Source organism: Chromobacterium amazonense (assembly GCF_001855565.1).
GTDB classification, from domain to species: Bacteria; Pseudomonadota; Gammaproteobacteria; order Burkholderiales; family Chromobacteriaceae; genus Chromobacterium; species Chromobacterium amazonense.
This window is the reverse complement of the sequence record NZ_MKCR01000031.1, coordinates 82444-103531: the sequence shown is the minus strand read 5'-3', so window position 1 is coordinate 103531 and position 21088 is coordinate 82444. Positions and strand designations below refer to the sequence as shown.

16 protein-coding genes are annotated in these 21088 nt (G+C 64.4%); 3 read left to right on the top strand and 13 right to left on the bottom strand.

Features of this window, described 5'->3' with window-relative positions:
* Positions 1–135: 135 nt before the first annotated feature.
* Positions 136–348: a hypothetical protein gene (locus BI343_RS14255; RefSeq protein ID WP_071110181.1), complete on the bottom strand. Its 213-nt coding sequence runs from the start codon at positions 346–348 to the stop codon at positions 136–138.
* 266 nt (positions 349–614) lie between these two features.
* Here BI343_RS14255 and BI343_RS14250 point away from each other — a divergent pair, with 266 nt between their 5' ends.
* Positions 615–1373, top strand: a complete 759-nt coding sequence (locus tag BI343_RS14250) for a YdcF family protein (protein ID WP_071110180.1) — start codon at positions 615–617, stop codon at positions 1371–1373.
* Here the strand turns inward: BI343_RS14250 and BI343_RS14245 are convergent.
* Positions 1349–2512, bottom strand: coding sequence for a Bcr/CflA family efflux MFS transporter (locus tag BI343_RS14245; RefSeq protein WP_071110179.1), 1164 nt, complete (start codon positions 2510–2512; stop codon positions 1349–1351). The genes BI343_RS14250 and BI343_RS14245 overlap by 25 nt on opposite strands.
* Positions 2513–2605: 93 nt before the next feature.
* Between BI343_RS14245 and BI343_RS14240 the strand changes: the two genes are divergently transcribed.
* Entirely contained in the window at positions 2606–3379 is a 774-nt protein-coding gene (locus BI343_RS14240) for an AraC family transcriptional regulator (RefSeq protein WP_071110178.1), read from the top strand.
* A 263-nt stretch (positions 3380–3642) separates the two neighbouring features.
* On the opposite strand, the gene BI343_RS14235 is transcribed toward BI343_RS14240, so the two are convergent.
* The 9 genes from BI343_RS14235 to BI343_RS14195 form a co-directional block, all read right to left on the bottom strand.
* Entirely contained in the window at positions 3643–4284 is a 642-nt protein-coding gene (locus BI343_RS14235) for a hypothetical protein (RefSeq protein ID WP_071110177.1), read from the bottom strand.
* A 55-nt stretch (positions 4285–4339) separates the two neighbouring features.
* Positions 4340–5701 (bottom strand): alkaline phosphatase, encoded by a 1362-nt coding sequence (locus BI343_RS14230; RefSeq protein WP_071110176.1) that lies wholly within the window; start codon positions 5699–5701, stop codon positions 4340–4342.
* A 20-nt stretch (positions 5702–5721) separates the two neighbouring features.
* Positions 5722–7182 (bottom strand): alkaline phosphatase, encoded by a 1461-nt coding sequence (locus BI343_RS14225; protein ID WP_071110175.1) that lies wholly within the window; start codon positions 7180–7182, stop codon positions 5722–5724.
* A gap of 97 nt (positions 7183–7279) precedes the next feature.
* Complete coding sequence (locus BI343_RS14220) at positions 7280–8419, bottom strand: HD-GYP domain-containing protein (RefSeq protein WP_071110174.1); 1140 nt, start codon at positions 8417–8419, stop codon at positions 7280–7282.
* Positions 8420–8495: 76 nt separating this feature from the next.
* Positions 8496–12431: an ATP-dependent RNA helicase HrpA gene (gene hrpA, locus BI343_RS14215; RefSeq protein ID WP_071110173.1), complete on the bottom strand. Its 3936-nt coding sequence runs from the start codon at positions 12429–12431 to the stop codon at positions 8496–8498.
* Between the two features lie 75 nt (positions 12432–12506).
* Positions 12507–13718, bottom strand: coding sequence for a zinc metallochaperone GTPase ZigA (gene zigA / locus BI343_RS14210; protein WP_071110172.1), 1212 nt, complete (start codon positions 13716–13718; stop codon positions 12507–12509).
* A 31-nt stretch (positions 13719–13749) separates the two neighbouring features.
* Positions 13750–14388, bottom strand: coding sequence for a DUF1826 domain-containing protein (locus BI343_RS14205; RefSeq protein WP_071110171.1), 639 nt, complete (start codon positions 14386–14388; stop codon positions 13750–13752).
* 217 nt (positions 14389–14605) lie between these two features.
* On the bottom strand, positions 14606–16111 hold the full coding sequence (locus BI343_RS20610) for a methyl-accepting chemotaxis protein (protein WP_071110170.1): 1506 nt from the start codon (positions 16109–16111) through the stop codon (positions 14606–14608).
* A 130-nt stretch (positions 16112–16241) separates the two neighbouring features.
* Positions 16242–17027, bottom strand: coding sequence for a DeoR/GlpR family DNA-binding transcription regulator (locus tag BI343_RS14195; RefSeq protein WP_071110169.1), 786 nt, complete (start codon positions 17025–17027; stop codon positions 16242–16244).
* 152 nt (positions 17028–17179) lie between these two features.
* Between BI343_RS14195 and BI343_RS14190 the strand changes: the two genes are divergently transcribed.
* Entirely contained in the window at positions 17180–17959 is a 780-nt protein-coding gene (locus tag BI343_RS14190; RefSeq protein WP_071110168.1) for a Cof-type HAD-IIB family hydrolase, read from the top strand.
* Between the two features lie 80 nt (positions 17960–18039).
* Here BI343_RS14190 and BI343_RS14185 read toward each other — a convergent pair whose 3' ends face one another.
* Entirely contained in the window at positions 18040–18885 is an 846-nt protein-coding gene (locus tag BI343_RS14185) for an alpha/beta fold hydrolase (protein ID WP_211269435.1), read from the bottom strand.
* 111 nt (positions 18886–18996) lie between these two features.
* Positions 18997–21078 (bottom strand): phosphate acetyltransferase, encoded by a 2082-nt coding sequence (gene pta, locus BI343_RS14180; RefSeq protein ID WP_043627843.1) that lies wholly within the window; start codon positions 21076–21078, stop codon positions 18997–18999.
* Between the last annotated feature and the right edge of the window lie 10 nt (positions 21079–21088).

Sequence of the window (21088 nt, the reverse complement as noted above, 5' to 3'; positions counted from 1 at the left end):
TACGCGAGAAGGTGGCTCATGTTTAAGGATTCCAATGAAATATCCGGCTATTTTTTCAAAAATAGCCGGTTTTGGCAAGGCGCGGTTGACGCCAGTGAACCGCCGAACGGAGCGTTGGCGGCTGTTAAGACGAGCTTATTGCTTCTTTTCCGCCGCCTTCTCTTCGATCTTGGCCTTGCATGCCGGAGAGATCTTTTCCTTGTTTTCTATGAGACAGGCCTTGATCTGCTCGCGGCCTTTCTTGCCTGCGCACAGCTTTTGCGCGTCGTCCTTGCAGGGGGTGTCGCTGGAGGCGAAGGCGGAAGCGGCGAAGCCCAACGCGCAGAGTGCGATCAGCAATTTTTTCATTTTGGCGGTCCTTATGTTGTTGATTGAGGCGAAAGTGCCCGTAAGCGCATATGCGGCTAATGGACGCGCTATTTTGTTCAGCTCATGCTGATAGCTCAAGTAAATGTGTATTAAAGATTTTGCTTTTGGCATACAAATCTACAAGATTTTGCCAGCTGCAGGCTATCTTGGCCGGTGTCTAAGTCCTCTGGAAATGATATTGGAATTGGTGTGTGGAGCTTGTCTGTCGTATGCTTGCGCGCACCGCTCCTTGCGCAAGGAAGAATATGTATAGCCTTACGGTCTTGTGGCACCAATTGCTGGGCGCCTTGTTGCTGCCCCCGCTGATTTATCTGCTGCCGATTGTATTGGGTGCGCTGCTGCTCAGGCGTTGCCGCTTTTGGGGCAGTGGCTTGCTGGCCTTGGGCGTCGTGCTGGGATATCTATTGTCCATCCCGCAAACGGCGATGTGGCTTGCCCGCCATGTCGAGCGTTACCCCGTGGCCAGCGCCGCGCAGTTGCAAGCGGTAGAGGCCATCGTGGTGCTGGGCGGCGGCAAGAAGCCGGCGCCGGAGTATGGCCGCAACGAGCCAGGGGCCGATACGCTGGCCAGGTTGCGCTATGGCGCTTATCTGGCGCGGCAGACAGGCAAGCCGCTCTTAGTGACGGGAGGGGCACCGTTGGGCGGCGAGCCCGAGGGCGAGGTGATGGCGCGCACGCTGCGCGAGGATTACGGCCTGACGCCGCGCTGGGTGGAGAGCCGCTCTGACACCACCTTGGAAAATGCGCAATTTTCGGCCGCGCTGCTGCGGCGCGATCATGTCCAGCGGATAGCATTGGTCAGCCAGGGCTGGCATCTGGCGCGGGCGGCGCCGTTTTTTGAACGGCAGGGCCTGAGCGTGCTGCCGGCGCCGACCGGCTTCATCCGCTACGATGGCGGCGGCGTGTTCTGGTGGATACCGGGCGGACGCGCGCAGCAGGAATGCCACTCCCTGCTGCGCGAGTATTTGGGCCAGCTGTTCTATTCGGTTCGCAAGGACGGTTGAGCGACCCGGCCTTGCGGTCTGCACAGGCAGGCCGCCAGCGCGCAGACGGCCAGCACCGCGCCGAGCTGCTGGACCATGCCTGACAGGCCCAGCATCGCTCCCAGCAGAAGGTAGTAGCTGAGGCCGAACAGCGCGCCGGCGGCGCCGGCCTGTTCGCGGTAGTGGCGCAGGGCCTGGCTCATCACATTCGGCAGCGCGATGCCGAAGGACACCATCACGCCGGCCATCGGCAACAAGATCCAGGCGGATTCGCGCAGCAGCCAGGCGGCCAGCCCGGACAGCAAGGCCAGCGCGCAAGCCTGGCGAACCAGCGCCTCCGCTTGTCCGCCGCGCGCCAGCAGCTTGCGGTTGAGCAGGCTGCCTGCCAGCGATGCGGCGGCCAGCGCGGCTCCTGTCCGGCCGAATTCTCTGGCATTCCAACCGAGTTTATCGAACAGGAACGGCGCCAGGCTGTAGTAGCTGAAAATCATGGTATTGAACAGCGCCACCAGCATGGCGTTGCGCCAGAGCGCGCCATCGCCCGCCATGCGTCTGGCCAGTTTGGCCAGTTTGGCCATATCGGGCGGCACGGTATTGGCCGGGCGGGTTTCCGGCAGCATCAGGGCCGTGAGCGCCAGCAGCAGGCCGGCCAGCGCCAATAGCGCGGCAAACACACCCGGATGGCCGTAGCCGCTGACCAGCCAGCCGCCGCTGATCAGGCCGAGCACAGGGCTGATCGCCAAGGCGGCGCCGATCACCGAGAACACGCGGGCCAGCAGGGTGGAGTCGTAGCTGTCGCGCAGCATGGTCTGCACCACCGCCGAACCGGCGGCGGCGCCCAGGGCGGCGACCACGCGCGCCGACAGCAGCATGTTGAAGTCGGTGGCGATCAGCGCCAGCGCCGAACCCGCCCCATAACAGGCCAGCCCCAGCAGCATGGCGGGGCGGCGGCCCAGGCGGTCGCTGAGCCATCCCCACAGCGCCACGCCGGCGGCGAAGGCGATGAAGTAGACCGACAGCGTCTGAGAGGCCTGCGACTCGCTCACGCCGAAGACCGCGGCGATATCCGGCAGAGCCGGGCTGTAAATGGTTTCCACCAGCTGCGGGAACATGATCAGCAGCGTCAGCAGCCATAGCGGAGGACGGATCGTCGTTTTCATGTCGATTTCCTTTCTTTTGACGACCGCCAGTCTAGTGATCACGGATTTGTCTGATTACAATGATAGTGACTTTATATATAAGAAATCGGACAGATGGCGAAAATAGCCGCCAATCAGGCATTCGACGCGGATGATTTCGATGCGCCGGTCATCGGCATTGCCGCCGATATGGGCGTGCATGACTCTGGCCTTCACGGCCATGGCCGCCATCAATTGCTGTTTGCCGCGGCCGGCTGCATGAGCATCGAGCTGGAGCATACCCTGTGCCTGCTGCCGCCCAGCCGCGCCGCCTGGATTCCCGCCGGCATGATGCATCGCGTGCAATCGCGCGGCGTGGTGGCTTATCGTTCGCTGTATTTTGAGCGCGATTTGCCGTTTGCCGCGCCAGGCTTGCAGGTGGTGGAGGTCAATCCCTTATTGCGCGAGGTGATAGAGCGCATGGCGTTCTGGCCGTGGGACATGGCGGACGAGCGGCAAGCCAGCTTGCTTCAGGTGTTCGGCGAAGAACTATTGGCGGCGCGCAGCGAGGACTGGCGCCTGCCGTTCCCGGCGGATCCGCGACTGGCCTCCTGGCTGGACGCGGTGCGCCGCGGCGATTTGCCGCCGCGGCTGAACCAGCTGGCGGCGCGGGTGGGGGCATGCGAGCGGACGATCAGCCGGATCTTTCTGCGCGAGACCGGCATGAGCTATCAGGAGTGGCGCCAGCAGTGGCGGCTGCTGAAGGCGATGGAGCGGCTGGCGGACGGCGCGGGCGCCGGCGAGGTGGCGCAGGCGCTGGAGTTTGCCAGCGATAGCGCTTTCATCGCTTTTTTCCGCCAGCATGCGGGCGTGACGCCCGCGCGTTACGCACAGGCGAGGGGTTCCTAGGGGCTGTTGACGTTTGGTGAGTGGATCGCGTTTGAGCCGATTTGTGCCGGAAGCAAGGCGCACAGTCCGACGCATAGCATTCTATGCAAGGGCTGGGCAACGTGGCTTCCGGCCCAAAGCGGCCAAACCCTCCGGGCCGGGCGCCTTTTGCACCGACTCTTCGTTGTTCCGCGCTGGCAGAGAATGACTATGCGGCGCGCGAAACGCCTCGATTCGTCGCAAAATGCATCCCGGCGCGACCGCTCTCCAAACGTCAACAGCCCCTAGTCCAGGGTATCCAGATAATCGCGCGCCGGCCAGTCGGCGCTGCGTTTCCAGGGCTGTGGCGCGCTGGGCGGCAGCGCTTGCGGCTCCACCGTGATGGTCTCGCGTTGGCGGCCATCGGCGCTCTGCAGCGACACACGCAGCGGCATCTGCCAGCGCTGGCTCCAACACAAGGTCTTGCCGCCTTTGGTGTAGACGATGGTGTCGGCGCTGGCGTTTTTCTTGGCGAAGCCGCGCAGTTGCGCGATATCCACCAGTTGGCTGGCGCGCGCCCAGGAGCCGTCGAAGCCGGCGTCGCTCCATTCGCGCCGTTCCACCACGATTCTCTCCTGCTTGGCGGCGTGGATGAATTCCACGTTCAACTGGCCTTTTACGTCTTGCCAGACATGGCGCGGCGCGGCGGCAAAGTCCAGGTGCTGGTGGCCGTCGTCGTCATGGCGATGCGGCACGGCGGCGCCCAGCCGCTCGCGCCAGACGTGTCCGCCCTGGCGCACCCATTTTTCGCTGTAGCGCAGGGTTTTTTCCACGCCGTCGGCCCCCTGGCTGACGGTTTCGTAGCGAACGATGGCCTGCAGGTCCGGCAAGCCGGCCGCCGCCTGCTGCGCCCACAGCGTCAGCGCGGCGATAAGCAAAACTTTCATGGATGTTTCCTGAAAGGGATAGGCGCGCGGCGCTTGGGCCGCGCGCCGGGGAGGGTTACAGGCCGAGCGCGGATTTCACCAGGCCGAATACCTTGGTGTTGTCCATCACGCCCTTGAAGCCGCTGCTGCCGGCGCCGCCGGACATCAGCATCACGTCGCCGCCGCCGTGGGTTTCGCTGGACAGGCGGATGCCCGCTTCCTGCTGATAGTCATCCGCTGTGGCGGTGGCGGAATCGACCGACACGCGGCTGGGTTTGCGGTTGGGACCGTTGCCGAAGACCAGTGTGGTGTAGACGGCGCCATTGGCGTCTTTGGACGGTTGGCCGTCCGCATAGCTGCGGGCGATGTCGTGTATGGGATTGCCGCGCTTGGAGTAGCCGTTGATGGTCATGGTGTGGTCATGATCGGCAGTGACCACGACCAGCGTGTTTTTCAGATCGACTTTGGCCAGCGCGGTCTTGATGGCGTCGTCGAAGGCGATGGTGTCCACCAGCGCGCGCTTGGCATTGGTGCCATGCAGGGCGTGGTCGATGCGGCCGCCTTCCACCATCAGCACGTAGCCGTTGCCGTTCTTGGACAGCACGTCTATCGCCGCGGCGGTCATTTGCGCCAGGCTCGGTTGATCCAGCTTGTTCTTGACCCGGTCCAGCTCGTAGTCCAGATGGTCGTTGGCGAAGATGCCCACCACGCGGCTGGCGGATTTGGCGTCGAAGGCGGCCAGTTGGCTGCCGGTTTGCAGCACCGGATAGCCCTTGGCGGCGAACTCCTGCAGCAGATTGCGGCCATCGCTGCGTTTGCCGCCTTTTTGCGTGGCAGGCAGCAGGAACTTGGCGCCGCCTCCCATCAGCACATCCAGGCCGTTGCCGAGCTTGGCGTTGTAGCCGGCGCCGCCAGGCACCGCCTGGGCGATGATGTCGGATTCGGCGTCGCGGTGGCAGACATGGGCGTAGGTGGCGGCCGGGGTGGCGTGGGTGACGCGGGTGGTGGTGACGGCGCCGATGGCCTTGCCCTTGGCCTTGGCCAGCTCCAGCAGGGTGGAGACGGGCGCGCCGTTGTTCGCGCCGCAGTTGCCGGTGCCATCCTTATTCGGCTCGATGGCGCGGGTGTCGGCGGACATGGAGATCACTTCGTTGTTCATCTTCACGCCGGTCATGTACGCCGCCATGGACGGCGCGCTGTCGGTGGTCTGCGCGTCGTTGGAGAAGGTTTTGATGCGCGCGGTTCGGTCAAGCTTTTCCATGCTGAGCTTGCCGCTCTCGCCATACTGGTAGATGCGCGAGGCGGTGACGGTAGCCGGGCCCATGCCGTCGCCGAGAAAAAAGATCACGTTCTTGGCCTCGCCGGCAGCCAGCGCCGGCGCGGTATGCAGGGCGGCCAGCGCGGCGGCGGCCAGCAGGGTTTTCATCACGGTTTGCATATTCTTGTTCTCCAATGGGCTTAGAGGCCGGCGGCTTTCTTGACAATGCCGAATACTTCTATGTTTTCCAGGAAGCCGCGGATGCTGTCCGCGCCCTGGCCGATGGCACCGATATAAACATCGGTGCCGCCGTGGGTTTCGCCGCCTGCAGGCATCGGAATGGCCGCTTCCTGGTGGTAGTTGCTGCCAGACACCACATCGTCGGTCAGCGCGGCGGCGGCGCTGCGCTTGTCGTTCACGCGGTTTTCGCCATTGCCGAAACCGATGATGGTGTAGGGCATGCCGTCGGCGTCGGTCAGGTTCTTGCCGCTGGCGTAATCCTTGGCCAGGCCAAGCACGCCGGGATTGCCGGGAGCGGTCTTGCCGGTGCGCTTGGCGTAGCCGTTCAGCACCAGCGTATGGTCGTGGTCGGCGGTGACGACGATCAGCGTGTTTTTCAGGCCGGGATCGCGTTGCTGCATGGCATCGATGGCGGCCTTGATCGCCTGGTCGAAGGCGACGGTGTCCTGCAGCGCCTTCTTGGCGAGGGTTTCATGCAGCGCGTGGTCGATGCGGCCGCCTTCCACCATCAGGAACATGCCTTGCTTGTCGCTGCGGCCCGCCAGCATGGCGATGGCCTTGGTGGTCATGTCAGCCAAGCTCGGTTCCTTTCCGGCGTCGCGGTCCAGGTCGTAGCTCATGTGGCTGCTGGTGAACAGGCCGACGGCGCGGCGGGTTTTGGCCGGGTCGATGGCGTCGAAGCTGGCCTTGTCCGCCGCGTAGCCATAGCCCTTGGCTTTCAGTTCCGCCACCAGGTCGCGGCCGTCGGCGCGCTTGCCGCCGGCGCTCTTGGGCTGGAAGAACTGGCGCCCGCCGCCGAACACCACGTCCACGCCGTCCAGCAGCGCGCTGTTGTACTGCGCGCCGCCCGGCACCAGTTGCGCCGCGATATCGGCTTCGGCGTCGCGGTGGCAGACATGGGCATAGGTGGCGGCCGGGGTGGCGTGGGTGACGCGGGTGGTGGTGACTACGCCGGTGGCCCAGCCTTTGGACTTGGCCAGCTCCAAGAGCGTGGACGCCGGCTTGCCGTTGCCGGCGCCGCAGTTGCCGGTGGCGTCCTTGGTCGGCTCGATGGCGCGGGTGTCGGACGACATGGAGATGACCTCGTTGTTCATCTTCACGCCGGTCATGTACGCGGCCATGGACGGCGCGCTGTCGGTGACCTGGGCATCCTGCGAGAAGGTTTTGACGAAGCCGGACTCCGGCAGCGTGTCCATGGTCAGCTGGCCATCCTCGCCTGCGGCGTAGATGCGTGCGGCGGTGGTGGTGGTGATGCCCATGCCGTCGCCGAGGAAGAAGATGACGTTCTTGGCGCTGGCGCTGGCCGGGGGCTTGGTCTCGGCATTGTCTTGCGGAACCGCGCGGCTGGCGCTGCCGTCGCTATTGCAGGCTGCGAGGCCGAAGGCCAGCAGGATGCTGGCGCTGAGGGAGAAGATGCGCATTGAATCCACCTTTTTTATGAAAAAATGCGCAGTTAGGGTAGTTTCCTAATGTTTCATCCAAAATAAATTGTTATTAAATATTAAGCAGTGTTGTTTTTCAGGCTTTCCACAGCCGGGCAAGGAACGATACGCGCACTCTGGCTTCGTCGGCATGGCAGGGGGCGACGATGCGCAGCCCCGGCTTGCTGGTGTCGCGCAGCAGCGGCTCGCCGTAAGTCGGGCCGTCGCCGCGGCGGATGGCGGCCGCCATCGGCTCCCGCGCCTGGGCGCCGGAGGCGGTCACCACGCAGATTTCATCGCTGGCCAGGCGGACGAAGCTGCCGGGCGGGTAGATGCCGATTTCGCGGATCAGCAGCGTGATGAAGGCCAGGTCGAATTCGCGGTCTTTGCGCTGAAATATCTGCCCCAGGGCGGTGGCGGGCAGCAGGGCGGAACGATAGCGGCGCGGCAGCAGTTTGGCGCAGGTGATGTCGGCCAGGTGCAGCAGATGGGCCGGCGGCAGGATCTGCTCCTTGCTCAGTCCTTGCGGATAGCCGGTGCCTTCCCAGGATTCGTGGTGCGTTTGCACCAGGGTGTGCCACAGCTGGTCATCGATGCCGGCCTCGCGCAGGATGGCCGAACTCATCAGCGGATGGTCGCGTATGGCCTGGCGCTGGCGTTCGTTGAGGCTGGCGCGCTGGTCGTACAGCTCGTTCTGCAGCTCTACTTGCGAGATATTCATCGTCAGCGCGGCGCAGATCAGGATTTCGCGATGGCGCGGCGGCAGCTCGACACGGCGGGTCAGGATGGCCAGCAGCGCGGCGGTGTGCAGCGAGTGCGCCACGCTGTATTCGCTGAACGGCACCAGAAAGATGGAGGCGACCAGCGCGTCGTGATGGTTTTCCGCCATCCGGATCAGCGTCTGGGTCAATTCCATGATGCGCGCTTCCAGATTCGGTATGGTCAGGGCGCGGTGCAGCACGTTGCGGACCCGCACTTGCAGGAAGGCGATGTCTTCGAACAGCGACAGTTTGCTGAAGTCGTTGAGATTGGGCTTGTCCAGCGCGCGGACATCGGCCTTGGCCTCGGCGTAGCCCATTTGTACCAGCTTCTGCTTCAAGTCCGGGGACAGCACATAGTGTCCCCGCTTGAGCAGCAGAAAGCCGGTATCCGAATACACGTCGACAGGCAGCGCCTTGCCGACTTCCACCATCGCGGAGTAGATTTTGGCCGGTTTTTTTGTGGAATCCACAGTCATGAAGAATTACCGCTTGCAATACCCAAGGTTTTGCAAATGATAATCCAAGGGCATGACAAGCTGGCAATTTTCACGATCAGCGCGGCAAGTCGCTCCAAATCTTCAATAAGCGTTTAACCGAGACCGGGTAAGGCGTTTTCAGTTCCTGGGCGAACAGGCTGACGCGCAGCTCTTCCAGCATCCAGCGGAACGCCATCACCTCCGGCGCCGGCTCGCCCTGTTCGCGTTGCTCCGCCACCCTTTGTTCCCATTTTTGCCACAGATCGCGGATTTCCGCCGCGCGCTGGCCATCGCGTTGCGGATTGGCCGGCTGCTTGTCCATGCGCAGGCTCATCGCCTTCATGTAGCGCGGAAGATGGGGCAGCTGGCTCCACGGCGTATCGCTGAGGAAGCCCTTGTAAACCAGCCGCTCCAGCTGGCCTTTCAGCTCGTATCCCAGTTTGTGTTTTTGCAGCTTGTTGGCGAGCGGCGTGTACTCGGCCGCGATCTGCTGCAGATACTGCGATACCGCCTGGATCACGGCCGGCAGCCGCGTGCGGGCGCGGGTCTTTTGATCATTGAAGGCTTTTTCGCTGCGCGGCAGCGCGTCCTCGCCGATGAAGGCGCGGTCGCAGATGCAGGCGATGGCGTCGGCCAACAGCTCGTCGATATTGGCCACGGCGCGCAATTGCAGGCCGATTTGCGTCATGCCGGGCAAACCCTTGCCCAGTTGCTTCATCTGTTCCTTCAGTTGCAGCTGCAGCAAGCGAATGACACCCTGGCGGTGATGCTTTTCCGCCACGGCCTGGGTATCGAACAGGCGGATGGCGACGCGGTCTTCCTCCAGCGTCAGCGCCGGGTAGCCGGTGAGCTGCTGGCGGCCGCGGGCGAACTGGATGCTCTCCGGCAGCTCGCCGAAGTCCCAGGTCTTGACATCGTCGCGCTCGAATTCGGCGCTGGTGTCGCGGAAGGTCAGCTGCGCCGCCTGGCCGAACTGCTTTTGCAGCGCGATCAGGTCGCGGCCCATGCCGATTTCCTGCTTGCCGTCGTCGATGACGCGGAAGTTGAACAGCATGTGTTCCGGCAATTCCTGCGTATTGAATTCGTCGATGTCCACCTTGACGCCGCCGGTCTCGCGCAGGATGAAGCGCGCCAGCTGCGGCGCGATGGGCTGCTGCTGGTCCGGATTGCTCAGCAGGAAGCGGGTGACGAAGTCCGGCACCGGCACGCAGCAGCGGCGGATCTGCTTGGGCAGGCCCTTGATCAGCTGCTGCAGCTTGTCGCGGATCATGCCCGGCACCAGCCATTCAAACAGTGCCGGCTGCAGGCGGTTGAGGATGGCCAGCGGCACGTCCAGGGTGACGCCGTCCAAAGGATGTTTAGGCTCGAAGCGGTAGCGCAGCTTCAGCTTGCCGTCCTCCAGCTCCAGCCATTCCGGGAACTGGTTTTCCGTCACGTGCTGGGCGGCGTGGCGCATCAGTTCTTCGCGGGTCAGGTGCAGCAGCTTGGGGTCGGATTTTTCCGCCTCCTTGCGCCAGGCTTCGAAGCTGGCGGCATCGACGACGCGGGCAGGGATGCGCTCGCTGTAAAAGGCGTACAGCGCCTCTTCGTCCACCAGCACGTCCTGGCGGCGCGCCTTGTGCTCCAGCTGCTCCACCTCGCGGATCAGCTGCTGGTTGCGCTGGAAGAAGGGCGCGTTGCTGACGTATTCCATATTGACCAGCGCGCCGCGGATGAACAGCTCGCGCGCCTCCTCCGGCGCGATGCGGCCGTAGCTGACCGCGCGGCGCGGGATCAACGTCAGGCCGTACAGCGTCACGCGTTCGCTGGCGACGACTTCGCCGCGGCTCTTTTCCCAGTGCGGCTCGAAGTAGTGGTATTTCACCAAGTGCGGCGCCAGCTTTTCCACCCATTCCGGCTCGATCTTGGCCACGCAGCGGGCGTAAAGGCGAGTGGTTTCCACCAGCTCGGCCGCCACCAGCCATTTGGGCTTGGCCTTCTTCAGGCCGGAGCCGGGGAAAACGTGGAAGGCGACGCCGCGCGCGCCCTGGTAGTCGTCGCCCTCCTGGTTCTTCATGCCGATATTGCCGATCAGGCCGGTCACCAGCGCCTTGTGCAGGTTTTCGTAGGCGACGGCATCCACTTGCTGGCGCTTTTTCTGCGTCATCTGCGCGTCGGGTTGTTCGGCGTCGGCATGGGCTTCGTCGCGAGTGATCAGGCCCAGCTCGCTGGCGATCTCGGCCAGCTGCGCGTGCAACTCGCGCCACTCGCGCATGCGCAGGTAGGACAGGAAATGGTCGTGGCAGGCGTTGACCAGCTGGCGGTTGGATTTCTTGTGTTTCAGCGCGTCGGCGAAGAAGTCCCACAGGTGCAGGAAGGACAGGAAGTCCGATTTCTCGTCGTTGAAGCGCGCCTGCGCCTTTTCGGCGGCGTCGCGCGCTTCGAACGGCCGCTCGCGCGGGTCCTGGATGCTCAGGGCAGCGGCGATGATTAGCACCTCGCGCGCGCAGTGGTAGTCGCGGCCGGCCAGCATGAGTCGGCCCACTTTCGGGTCCACCGGGATGCGCGCCAGCTCCTTGCCGACGGCGGTCAACTCACCCTTGTCGTCCACCGCGCCCAGCTCGGTCAGTACCTGGTAGCCGTCGGCGATCAGGCGGCTGGACGGCGCTTCCAGGAAGGGGAAGGCATCCACTTTGCCCAGGCGCAGCGCTGCCATGCGCAGGATCACCGCCGCCAGGTTGGAGCGGACGATTTCCGGATCGGTGAAGGCCGGGCGGGCGTTGAAATCGTCCTCGGCGTACAGGCGCACGCAGATGCCGGACTCCACGCGGCCGCAACGGCCGGCGCGCTGGCGGGCGGCCGCCTGCGAAATCTTTTCCACTTGCAGCTGCTCCACCTTGGCGCGCGGGCTGTAGCGGTTGATGCGGGCCAGGCCGGTGTCGATCACGTACTTGATGCCCGGCACCGTCAGCGAGGTTTCCGCCACGTTGGTGGCCAGCACGATGCGGCGGCCGCCGGACGGTTTGAAGATTTTCTGCTGGTCCTCGTTGGACAGCCGGGCGAACAGCGGCAGGATCTCGTAGCCGCGGATGCCGGACTTGCGCAGCTTCTCCGCTGTTTCGCGGATTTCGCGTTCGCCGGGCAGGAACACCAGCATGTCGCCGGGCCCCTGACGCGACAGCTCGTCCGCCGCGTCGACGATGGCGTCTTCCATTTCCATTTCGCGCTCGTCTTCGTCGTGCTGCTTCAGCGGCCGGTAGCGCACTTCCACCGGGAAGGTGCGGCCGGAGACTTCGATGACCGGCGCGCCGTCAAAGTGGCGGGCGAAGCGGTCGGCGTCGATGGTGGCGGAGGTGATGATGACTTTCAGGTCCGGCCGGCGCGGCAGCAGTTGCTTCAGGTAGCCCAGCAGGAAGTCGATGTTCAGGCTGCGCTCGTGTGCCTCGTCGATGATGATGGTGTCGTACGCTTCCAGATAACGGTCGGTCTGCGTCTCCGCCAGCATGATGCCGTCCGTCATCAGCTTGATCACCGATTTTTCCGACAATTTGTCGGTGAAGCGCACCTTGAAGCCGACATGCTCGCCCAGTTGCGAACCCAGTTCCTGCGCGATGCGCGTCGCCACCGAGCGCGCGGCCAGCCGGCGCGGCTGGGTGTGGCCGATCAAGCCGAACACGCCGCGGCCCAGCTCCAGGCAGATCTTGGGAATCTGCGTGGTTTTGCCGGAGCCGGTTTCGCCGCAGATGATCACCACCTGGTTTTTGTCTATCGCCGTCTTGATGTCATCCAGTTTCTGGTTGACCGGCAGCGCGTCGTCGAAGCTCGGTTTGGGCAGATGGCGGCGGCGGGCCTCGGCGCGCTCGCGTGAGCGGTCGATCTGGCTGGCGATGTCCGTGAGCAGCTTGTCGGCCGGCTGGTTCTTCTTCAGCCGGTCGCCGGCGTCGGCGAGCTTGCGGCGCAGCAGGTGGCGGTCGCGGATCAGGCAGCAGGACAGGGCGGATTTCAGGTCGGCGAGGCGGGCGGCAGGAGTCATCGGCTAAAGAACGGAGAATTGCGGAAAGCGCCGATTATAGCAGAGCGGGCGGCGGCGAGCCGCCCGCGCTTGGCGTCAGGCCTCGGCGTCTTCCTCGCTGATGGCCCAGCGCGGGAACGGGTCGTCCAGCGCTTGCCAGGCCTCCATGCCGCCGGCCAATTCGGCATCGTTCAGCAGACAGGCGTCGAAGCCGGCCGTCAGCGCTTGGCTGTCCATGTCCATGCCGATCAGCACCAGCTCTTGCTGGCGGTCGCCGAACGGCTCGGCCCAGCGCGAGCGGATCAGCGCCAGGCTGTCTTCGTCCTGGGGCCATTCCGCTCGGTCCAGCGCCGCCCACCACAGCCCGGCGCAGGAATGGCGGGCTACTGCGCCGGCTTGCGACCACAAGGCGGCGAACTGCGGCCGGCTGGCCAGCCAGAAATAGCCTTTGGAGCGCACCACGCCCGGCCACTCTTCCTGCATCCATTGCCACAGCCGTTGCGGATGGAAGGGCCGGCGCGCGCGGTAGACGAAGCTGCTTATGCCGTAGGCCTCGGTTTCCGGCACATGCTCGCCGCGCAGTTCGGCCAGCCAGCCCGGCGCTTCGGCGGCGGCGTCGAAGTCGAAGCGGCCGGTATCCAGCACCCTGTCCAGCGGCACGCGGCCGAATTCGCTGCGCGCGATGTCGGCGCGCGGGTTCAGCGAGCGCAGAATGTTCTCCAGCTCAGCCAGCGCTTCGGCGCTGATCAGATCGGTCTTGTTCAGCACGATGACGTCGCAGAACTCCACCTGTTCGATCAGCAGATCCACCACCGTGCGCTCGTCTTCCTCGCCCAGGCTGGCCTGGCGGTCATGCAGGCTGTCGCGCGAGGCGTAGTCGCGCAGGAAATGACAGGCATCCACCACCGTCACCATGGTGTCAAGCCGCGCCAGATCGTCCAGGCTGCGGCCATCTTCGTCGCGGAAAGTGAAGGTCTCCGCCACCGGCAGAGGCTCGGAGATGCCGCTGGATTCGATCAGCAGGTAATCGAAGCGGCCTTCCGCCGCCAGGCGGCGGATTTCCAGCAGCAAGTCCTCGCGCAGCGTGCAGCAGATGCAGCCATTGCTCATCTCCACCAGCTTTTCCTCGGCGCGCGACAGCTGCGCGCCGCCTTCGCGCACCAGGCGAGCGTCGATATTGACTTCGGACATGTCGTTGACGATCACCGCCACCCGCTTGCCTTCGCGGTTGGCCAGGATGTGGTTCAGCAACGTGGTCTTGCCGGCGCCGAGAAAGCCGGACAGCACCGTTACCGGCAGCTTGTTCATGCGTATTCCTTGAAATGAGGGAAAGAGGGGGTCACCACACCGCGTCCAGCGCCAGCAGCACGCGGGCCTCTCCGGGGAGCGGCGCGGGCGAGCGGTGGATGGCGCCGCCGCTGGATCCCGGCCACTCGGCGCCTTTGAGCAGCAGCACGGCGAACGGCGGCGCGCGGACTATGGCGGAGGCGTCGAGGATCAGCCCGGATGCCTCGTCAGGCTGGCCCTGCGCGGCTGCGCCCAGCCGGGAGCGGTTTGCCGCGGAGGACGGCAGCCATTCGGTGCCCGGCCCCTGGTAGCAGCACAGCAGGCGCAGGCCGACGCGGTCTACATGGAAGCGAGGGCACATTGGGCGGCTCAGCACCTCCAGCCGGACGCCCACTTGCGGGCAGCCGATCAGCGTGGCGTGCAGCTCGCACAGCCAGTCGATATCGGCTTGCAGCGCGTCGCGGCCGGGCAGGTCGGCCAGCGGCAAGTCGACGGTTTCTCCCGGCGTCACGATTCGCCGCCAACCCAGGCCCAGCAGGCCGGCTTGCTCCGCGCGGCGGAGGTAGCCGACGATGTCGGCGTCGGGCGGGCGGCGGTACAGGCACAGCTCGATCTCGGCGTCGAAGATGGCGGCAAGACTGGCCAGGTTGTCAGACAGGCGGATGGTTTCGGCGGCGGAGACGGCGTTCATGGCGGGGAGGAGGAGATGGCTTTGTAAAATGTTATATCATAACATTAATTTTAATTAAGTTATAACATAACAATCACTGCGGGAGCCGGGCGGATGGAGCGGTGCCAGGGCATCGGCCCCGGCATTTTCGATCTTTCTGTCCTGCTGGGGGTGCGCGATCGGGTGCGCGCGGTGTTGCGAGCCTTGGAGCTGGGCCTGAACCCAGCTCCCGCTCTGCTCAGGCCCAGCTCGGTTCGCGTCGGGTCGGTGCCGGCTCGCGTGCCGGCTGGCTCACCGCCTGGTGCAGCTTTTCCATTTGCTCATCCAGCCGGCGGATGGCCTCGGCGATGTTTTCGGTTTCGCCGGACAGGCTGCGGGTGGCTTCGCCGACGGCGACGATGTCGCCGGCAAACTGGGCGAAGCCCTGGTTCTGATTGGCTTCGGCCTGCGAAACCTGGCCCAGCAGATTGGCCAGCTCGGCGGTTTCGCGAATGATGCCGGACAGTTTTTGATGCGCATTCTGCGCGTGGTCGCTGCCCGCGCGCATCTGCTGGTTGCCGTCGCGCATCGCCACGATGGCCTGGTTGGTGGCGTCGACAATCAGCTGGATCTTGCTCTCGATGTCCTGGGTGGCGTTCTGGGTGCGCTCGGCCAGCTTGCGCACTTCGTCGGCCACCACGGCGAAGCCGCGGCCCATTTCGCCGGCGCGGGCGGCCTCGATGGCCGCGTTCAGCGCCAACAGATTGGTTTGGTCCGCGATGTCGCGGATCAACTGCACGATGCCGCTGACTTCGGCGCTGCGCTGGCCCAGTTCTTCCAGCTTGCCGGCCGCGTGGCTGATCACTTCGCCGGCGCGGCCCAGTTGCGAAACCGCCTGGTCCATCGCCGAACCGCCCTGCAGCGCCGCGTCGCCGGCGGTTTGCGCCAGCTGGGTGGCGATGGTCGATTGCTCGGCGTTCTGGCTGGTCACCACGGCCATTTGCTGCGCGATCACCACCATGTCTTCGGAGCGGCCGCGCTGATCGGCCATGGTTTTGGCCATGCTGCCGGTACTGGCGGCGATCTGGCGGCTGGCGCCGGAGGCGTCGCGGATGGAGTGGCTGATCTGCTCCATCATCAGCGCCAGCGTCTGGCTGGCGCGCTCGGCGTCCTGGCGGGCGCTTTCCAGTTTCTCGAAACTCTTGCTCTTGGCCTTGTCGAAGGCCAGCGCCAGCACCAATACCACCAGCGACAAGCCGGCCAGAGACTTGGCCTGCAGCTTGGGCAGCTCCTCATGCGGCAGCGGGCTCTTGGGGATGGCGTCGATGCCCGACAGCCACATGATGATGCCGACGGCGAGCAGCGACATCGCCAGCCAGAACATGCCGGAGCGGCGGGTGCCGATGAATACGGCGGTAAAGGGGATGGCGGCGAACCACATCAAGCTGGTGGACAGGATGCCGCCGTTGACATACACCATCCAGCACACCATGGCGTACATGCAGCTGGTGATGAATTCCGCGGTGAAGCGCACGGCGCCGCTGATCCGCAGCAGCAGCGGGCCAAGCAGCAGGCCCAGGCCGCCCAGCGCGATGCCTTCGGCCATCTGATAATGGCCCAGCATCAGGTATTCGACGGCGAACAGCGGAGCCATCAGGCCGGCGAGCAGGCCGACGCCGACCACGGTGCGGGCGCGTATCGCCTGCTCCGGCGACTGGCGGACGCGCTCGGGCATGAACCATTCGGTGATGGCTTGTATCGACATTGGTTTCCCCTCCAAGGATGTTCCAGATGGAAGCGCTCTGATTTTCAAGGATTTATCGTTTGGCGCCTGGAGGGGGACTTTAAAACAAATGTTTGATCAACTGCAATATGCCGCTGGATTTAAACTGCGCTCAGCGTGCAGTGCGCAAGGGCACGCCGCTGGCCTTCAGGTGCGCCAGGCGCGATGGATCGGCATCCGGTTCGATGATCAACAGGCCGATGTCGCCCAGCGGGGCGACCTGAAAAGGCGAGGCGGTATCGAGCTTTTCATTGGTCACCGCCAGAATGATCTGGCCGCATTGCTCCACCAGCTGGCGTTTGAAGGCGGCTTCGTCCGCCTGCAGCGTGCCGATGCCCAGCTCAGAGTCGACGGAGCAGGTGCCCAGGAAGCAAATGTCCGGCCGCATGCCCTGCAGCATGAGCGTAGCGATGGTGCCCAGCGCGTCGCCGCTTTGGTGATTGACGCTGCCGCCGATCAGCAGCAGCTCCAGTTGTTTTTTGCCGAATAATTCGGCGGCGATGGGGATGGAATTGGTCGCCACCGTCAAGGGCAGGTGCTCAGGCAGCGCGCGGGCGATTTCCAGATTGGTGGTGCCGCCGTCCAGGAAGACAAATTGCCCCGGTTGCAGCTGCTGGACCGCGGTGGCGGCCAGCCTGGCCTTGCGCGCCTGATGCTCCTGTTTGCGGGCGCGGAAGCTGGCCTGGTTCGGCGTCAAGGCGATGGCGCCGCCGTAGACGCGCTGGCAAACGCCGGAGGCTGCCAATTCGCGCAGATCGCGGCGGATGGAGTCCTCCGATACGCCAAGCTTTTCCGCCAGCTCGCCGGCCAGCACCCGGCCATGCAGCTGCAGTTGCTGGCGGATATAAAGGTGGCGATCTGCGGGGAGGCTGGTGCTGGCGGCGCGTTCTTTGGACATGATGGGTTTTCCGTGCGGATTTTATGCGCAGTGTTGCATGATCCTGCATGTTTGGTCAAAACAGGCAAATTTTAATGCCTGAATGCGCATTAAATTTTGCACGATTATGCATGTTCGTGCAGAATGGGCAGCAACAAGCAAGGAGGCTTAGCATGCAATTCATCGTTAGCGATCTGGATGGAACATTGTTGGACGCCGATTCTCGCGTGGCCCCGGAAACCCATGCGGTATTGCGGCAGGTGGCGGCGCGCGGCATTCCGCTGGCTATCGCCACCGGGCGTCATGCGCTTCAGGTCCGACGTTTGTGGCCGCAAGACCTGCCGCCGGTGCCGGTGATCAGCGCCAACGGCGCCCGCATCCATCTGGCCGATGGCAGCCTGCTGTTTCAGGCCAATCTGTCGCAGGCGCTGCTGGACCGGCTGTTGCAGCCCGCGCTGGTGCGCGAAGCCGAGCTGGGCGTGTATCGCGACGACTGCATCATGGCCTATCACAGCCGCCGCGAGTACAGCCATTACACCGGCCAAGTAGCGGAGATTGCCGATCTGGCCAGCTTTGCTGCAGACGATGTATCCAAAGTGATCTATTGCGGCGAGCCGGAATTGTTGGCCGAAATCGAAGCCGACATCGCCCGCGAACTGGGCGATGCGGTGTCCATGACCTATTCGCAGGTATGCTATCTGGAAGTGATGGCTCCCGGGGTGCACAAGGGCAGCGCCCTGGCGCGCTTGTTGGCGCATCTGGGCGTGGACGCCGCCGGCTGCGCCGCGTTCGGCGACAACCTCAACGATGCCGAGATGCTGCAATTGGCAGGCTTGCCGCATGTGATGGCCAACGCGCATCCGGAACTGAAACGCCGCCTGCCGGATGCGCCGGTGATAGGCCATCACGCCGCTGGCGGCGTGGCCAAACAGCTGCTGGAAATGCTGGCATAAGCGTCCTTGAATCAGGAGCGCCAAATGATTGCCCCGCGCTTGCATGCAAGGCGGGGTTTCTTTTTTGGGGGGCGGAGGGATTAGGTCAATCGCTCCGCGAACTGGGCAAACTCCGCCGCGACTTGGTCCGGCGCTTCAAACCACGGGAAGTGTTCCGCGCCCTCGATCATCGCGTGGCGCACATTGGCGCCTTGGTAGGCGCTGTCTTGCCATAGCGACTGATCGACGATCCGGTCCTCGCTTCCGGAAAGAATCAGCACCGGCAGCTGGGACGGCCACCAGCGGGCTTGGTATTCCGCATCGAAATGTTGGCCGGACCACTCCATGGCTGCCACATTGTATGACAAGGTTTCCAGCATGGCGCGCCCGCTGGCGAGCGACGCCGGAGAGAAGTTCCAGGGCGCGGCGGCCAGTGTCAGCCGCTTAAGCGTTTTGGCGCTAGGATTTTGCGAGTAGGCCTCGAAAGCCTGGCCAAGCTCGGGAAGCGGATACTGCTCGCTGGTGCGTGCGAAGCGCGATTGCCAGCGAGCATCGGGCGCGGAGCTGATCAGCACCAGGCCTTGCAGCAGGGGCTCAAGCTCTGGCGTCGACAGCAAATACATCCCACCAGTGGAATGGCCGACAAATACGCAATGGGGGAGCGCGCATGCTGCTTCTCTGATGACGCCTGGCCAGCGTCGATAATCTTCCGGCTGGCCGGTGTTGTTGCCGTCTCCGGGAAGGTCTACCAACCAGACTGCGCCGTCAACGTCCAGGCAAGAGGCCAGCGAAGCCAAGCTCTCAGAGCCTAATCCAGGGCCGCCTGGCAGCAACAGCCAGTTGTGCCGGCCTGGGCGATTGGAAACGCGGCGCAGGCGCACGCCTGATTCTGTGTGGAGGGTTGAGCGGTTTTCCATTTTCAAACCTCGATTGAAGATTTTGGCCATGCAGCGCGTAGCGGCAGCGAAGAAGGCTTGTTGGTTTGCCGATTCATAGTAGGAGCTTGCAAAAAAAAACGGCTCCGCAGAGGAGCCGTTCGATGCGTTTCAGCATTGGTCTTAGCGAGCCGGCGTCTGTTCCGCCTGCAGCGCGGTCAGGGCGATGGTGTAGACGATGTCGTCCACCAGGGCGCCGCGCGACAGGTCGTTGACCGGTTTGCGCAGGCCTTGCAGCATCGGGCCCACCGACACCACGTTGGCGGAGCGCTGCACCGCCTTGTAGGTGGTGTTGCCGGTGTTCAGGTCCGGGAACACGAACACGGTGGCGCGGCCGGCGACCTGGCTGTCCGGGGCCTTCTGGCGGCCGACGGATTCCACCGAGGCGGCGTCATACTGCATCGGGCCGTCGATCAGCAGATCCGGGCGCTTCTCCTGGGCGATGCGAGTGGCTTCGCGGACTTTTTCCACGTCGCTGCCGCTGCCGGACGAGCCGGTGGAGTAGGAGATCATGGCCACGCGCGGGGTGATGCCGAAGGCGGTGGCGGAGTCGGCCGACTGGATGGCGATGTCGGCCAGCTGCTCGGCGCTCGGATCCGGGTTCACCGCGCAGTCGCCGTATACGTACACCTGTTCCGGCATCAGCATGAAGAATACCGACGACACGATGCTGGAGCCCGGGGCGGTCTTGATCAGCTGCAGCGCCGGACGGATGGTGTTGGCGGTGGTGTGCACCGCGCCGGAAACCAGGCCGTCCACTTCGTTCATAGCCAGCATCATGGTGCCCAGCACCACGGTGTCTTCCAGTTGCTGCTCGGCCATAGGCGCGTTCAGGCCCTTGCCTTTGCGCAGCTCGACCATGGGCTCGATGTAGCGGCCGCGGATCTGGTTCGGGTCGAGGATTTCCACCGAGGCAGGCAGCGTCACGCCCTGGGACTCGGCCACTTGCAGGATCTCGGCGCGGTTGCCCAGCAGCACGCAGCGGGCGATGCCCTTTTCGTGGCAGATGGCGGCGGCCTGGATGGTGCGCGGCTCGTTGCCTTCCGGCAGCACGATGCGCTTGTTGGCCTTGCGCGCCTTTTCCATCAGCTGGTAGCGGAATGCCGGCGGCGGCAGGCGCACTTCGCGCGGCTCGCCGACGCTCTGCTTCAGCGGCGACGCGTCCAGATGCTCGGCGATGAAGTCGATGACCTTCTCCATGCGCTCCAGGTCATCGGACGGCACCTGGCGGCTCATCGCGTTCAGCGCGCTGGCGGTTTCCATCGAGTTGAGCGAGGTGGCCAGCACCGGCAGGCCGCCGGTGAAGGCTTGCTGGCACAGCTGCTGGATGCGCGGGTCCGGTTCGGAGTCGCAGGTCAGCAGCAGGCCGGCCAGCGGCACGCCGTTCATCGCGGCCATCGACGTGGCCATGACCACGTCTTCGCGTTCGCCCGGGGTGATGATCAGCGCGCCCGGCTTCAGCAGATTGACGATGTTCGGCGCGGTGCGGGCGGCCACGACCATGCTGCGCACGCGGCGGCTGGTTTGCTGGCCGGCGTGCACCACGCTGGCGTTCAGATGGCGGGCCACGTCCTGGGTGCGCGGCGCCAGCAGCTCCGGCTGGTACGGGATCACACCCAGCAGCGGCAGGCCGGCCTTTTTCAGGCTGCGCGCGTCCTGCACGTCATGCGCCAGCTTGGCGCAGTCGACGTCCGGCAATACGTGGTTGAGGATGTAGCCGGCGACATGCTGGCCGCCAAAGGCCTGGATGCTCATTTCCAGCTGTTCGGCGATTTCCGCCACGCCCAGGTCCTTGGCGGAGCAGACCAGCAGGGTCTGCGCCTGCAGGTTGCGAGCGATCTTGGTGTTCAGGAAGGTGGAGAAGACCTGCTTCTGGTCCGGCACCAGGCCTTCCACGATCACCACGTCCACATTCTGCGCCACTTGCTGGTACAGGCTGACCACTTCTTCCATCAGCTGGTCGACCTGGCCTTGCGACAGCAGATACTCGACGCGGTCCATGCTGATCGGCTGCGGCGCGTTCAGGCGGCAGATGGCCTGGGCGAAATGGGTGGAGCGTTCCACGCCGTTGTCGTCGGTGCCTTGGGCGATGGGCTTCAGGAAGCCGACGCGCAGGCCGGCTTGTTCCAGCGTGCGCACCGCGCCCAGCGAGACCGAAGTCAGGCCGGCATTGAATCCGGTGGGAGCAAGGAAAAACGTTTGCATGATGTTTCCC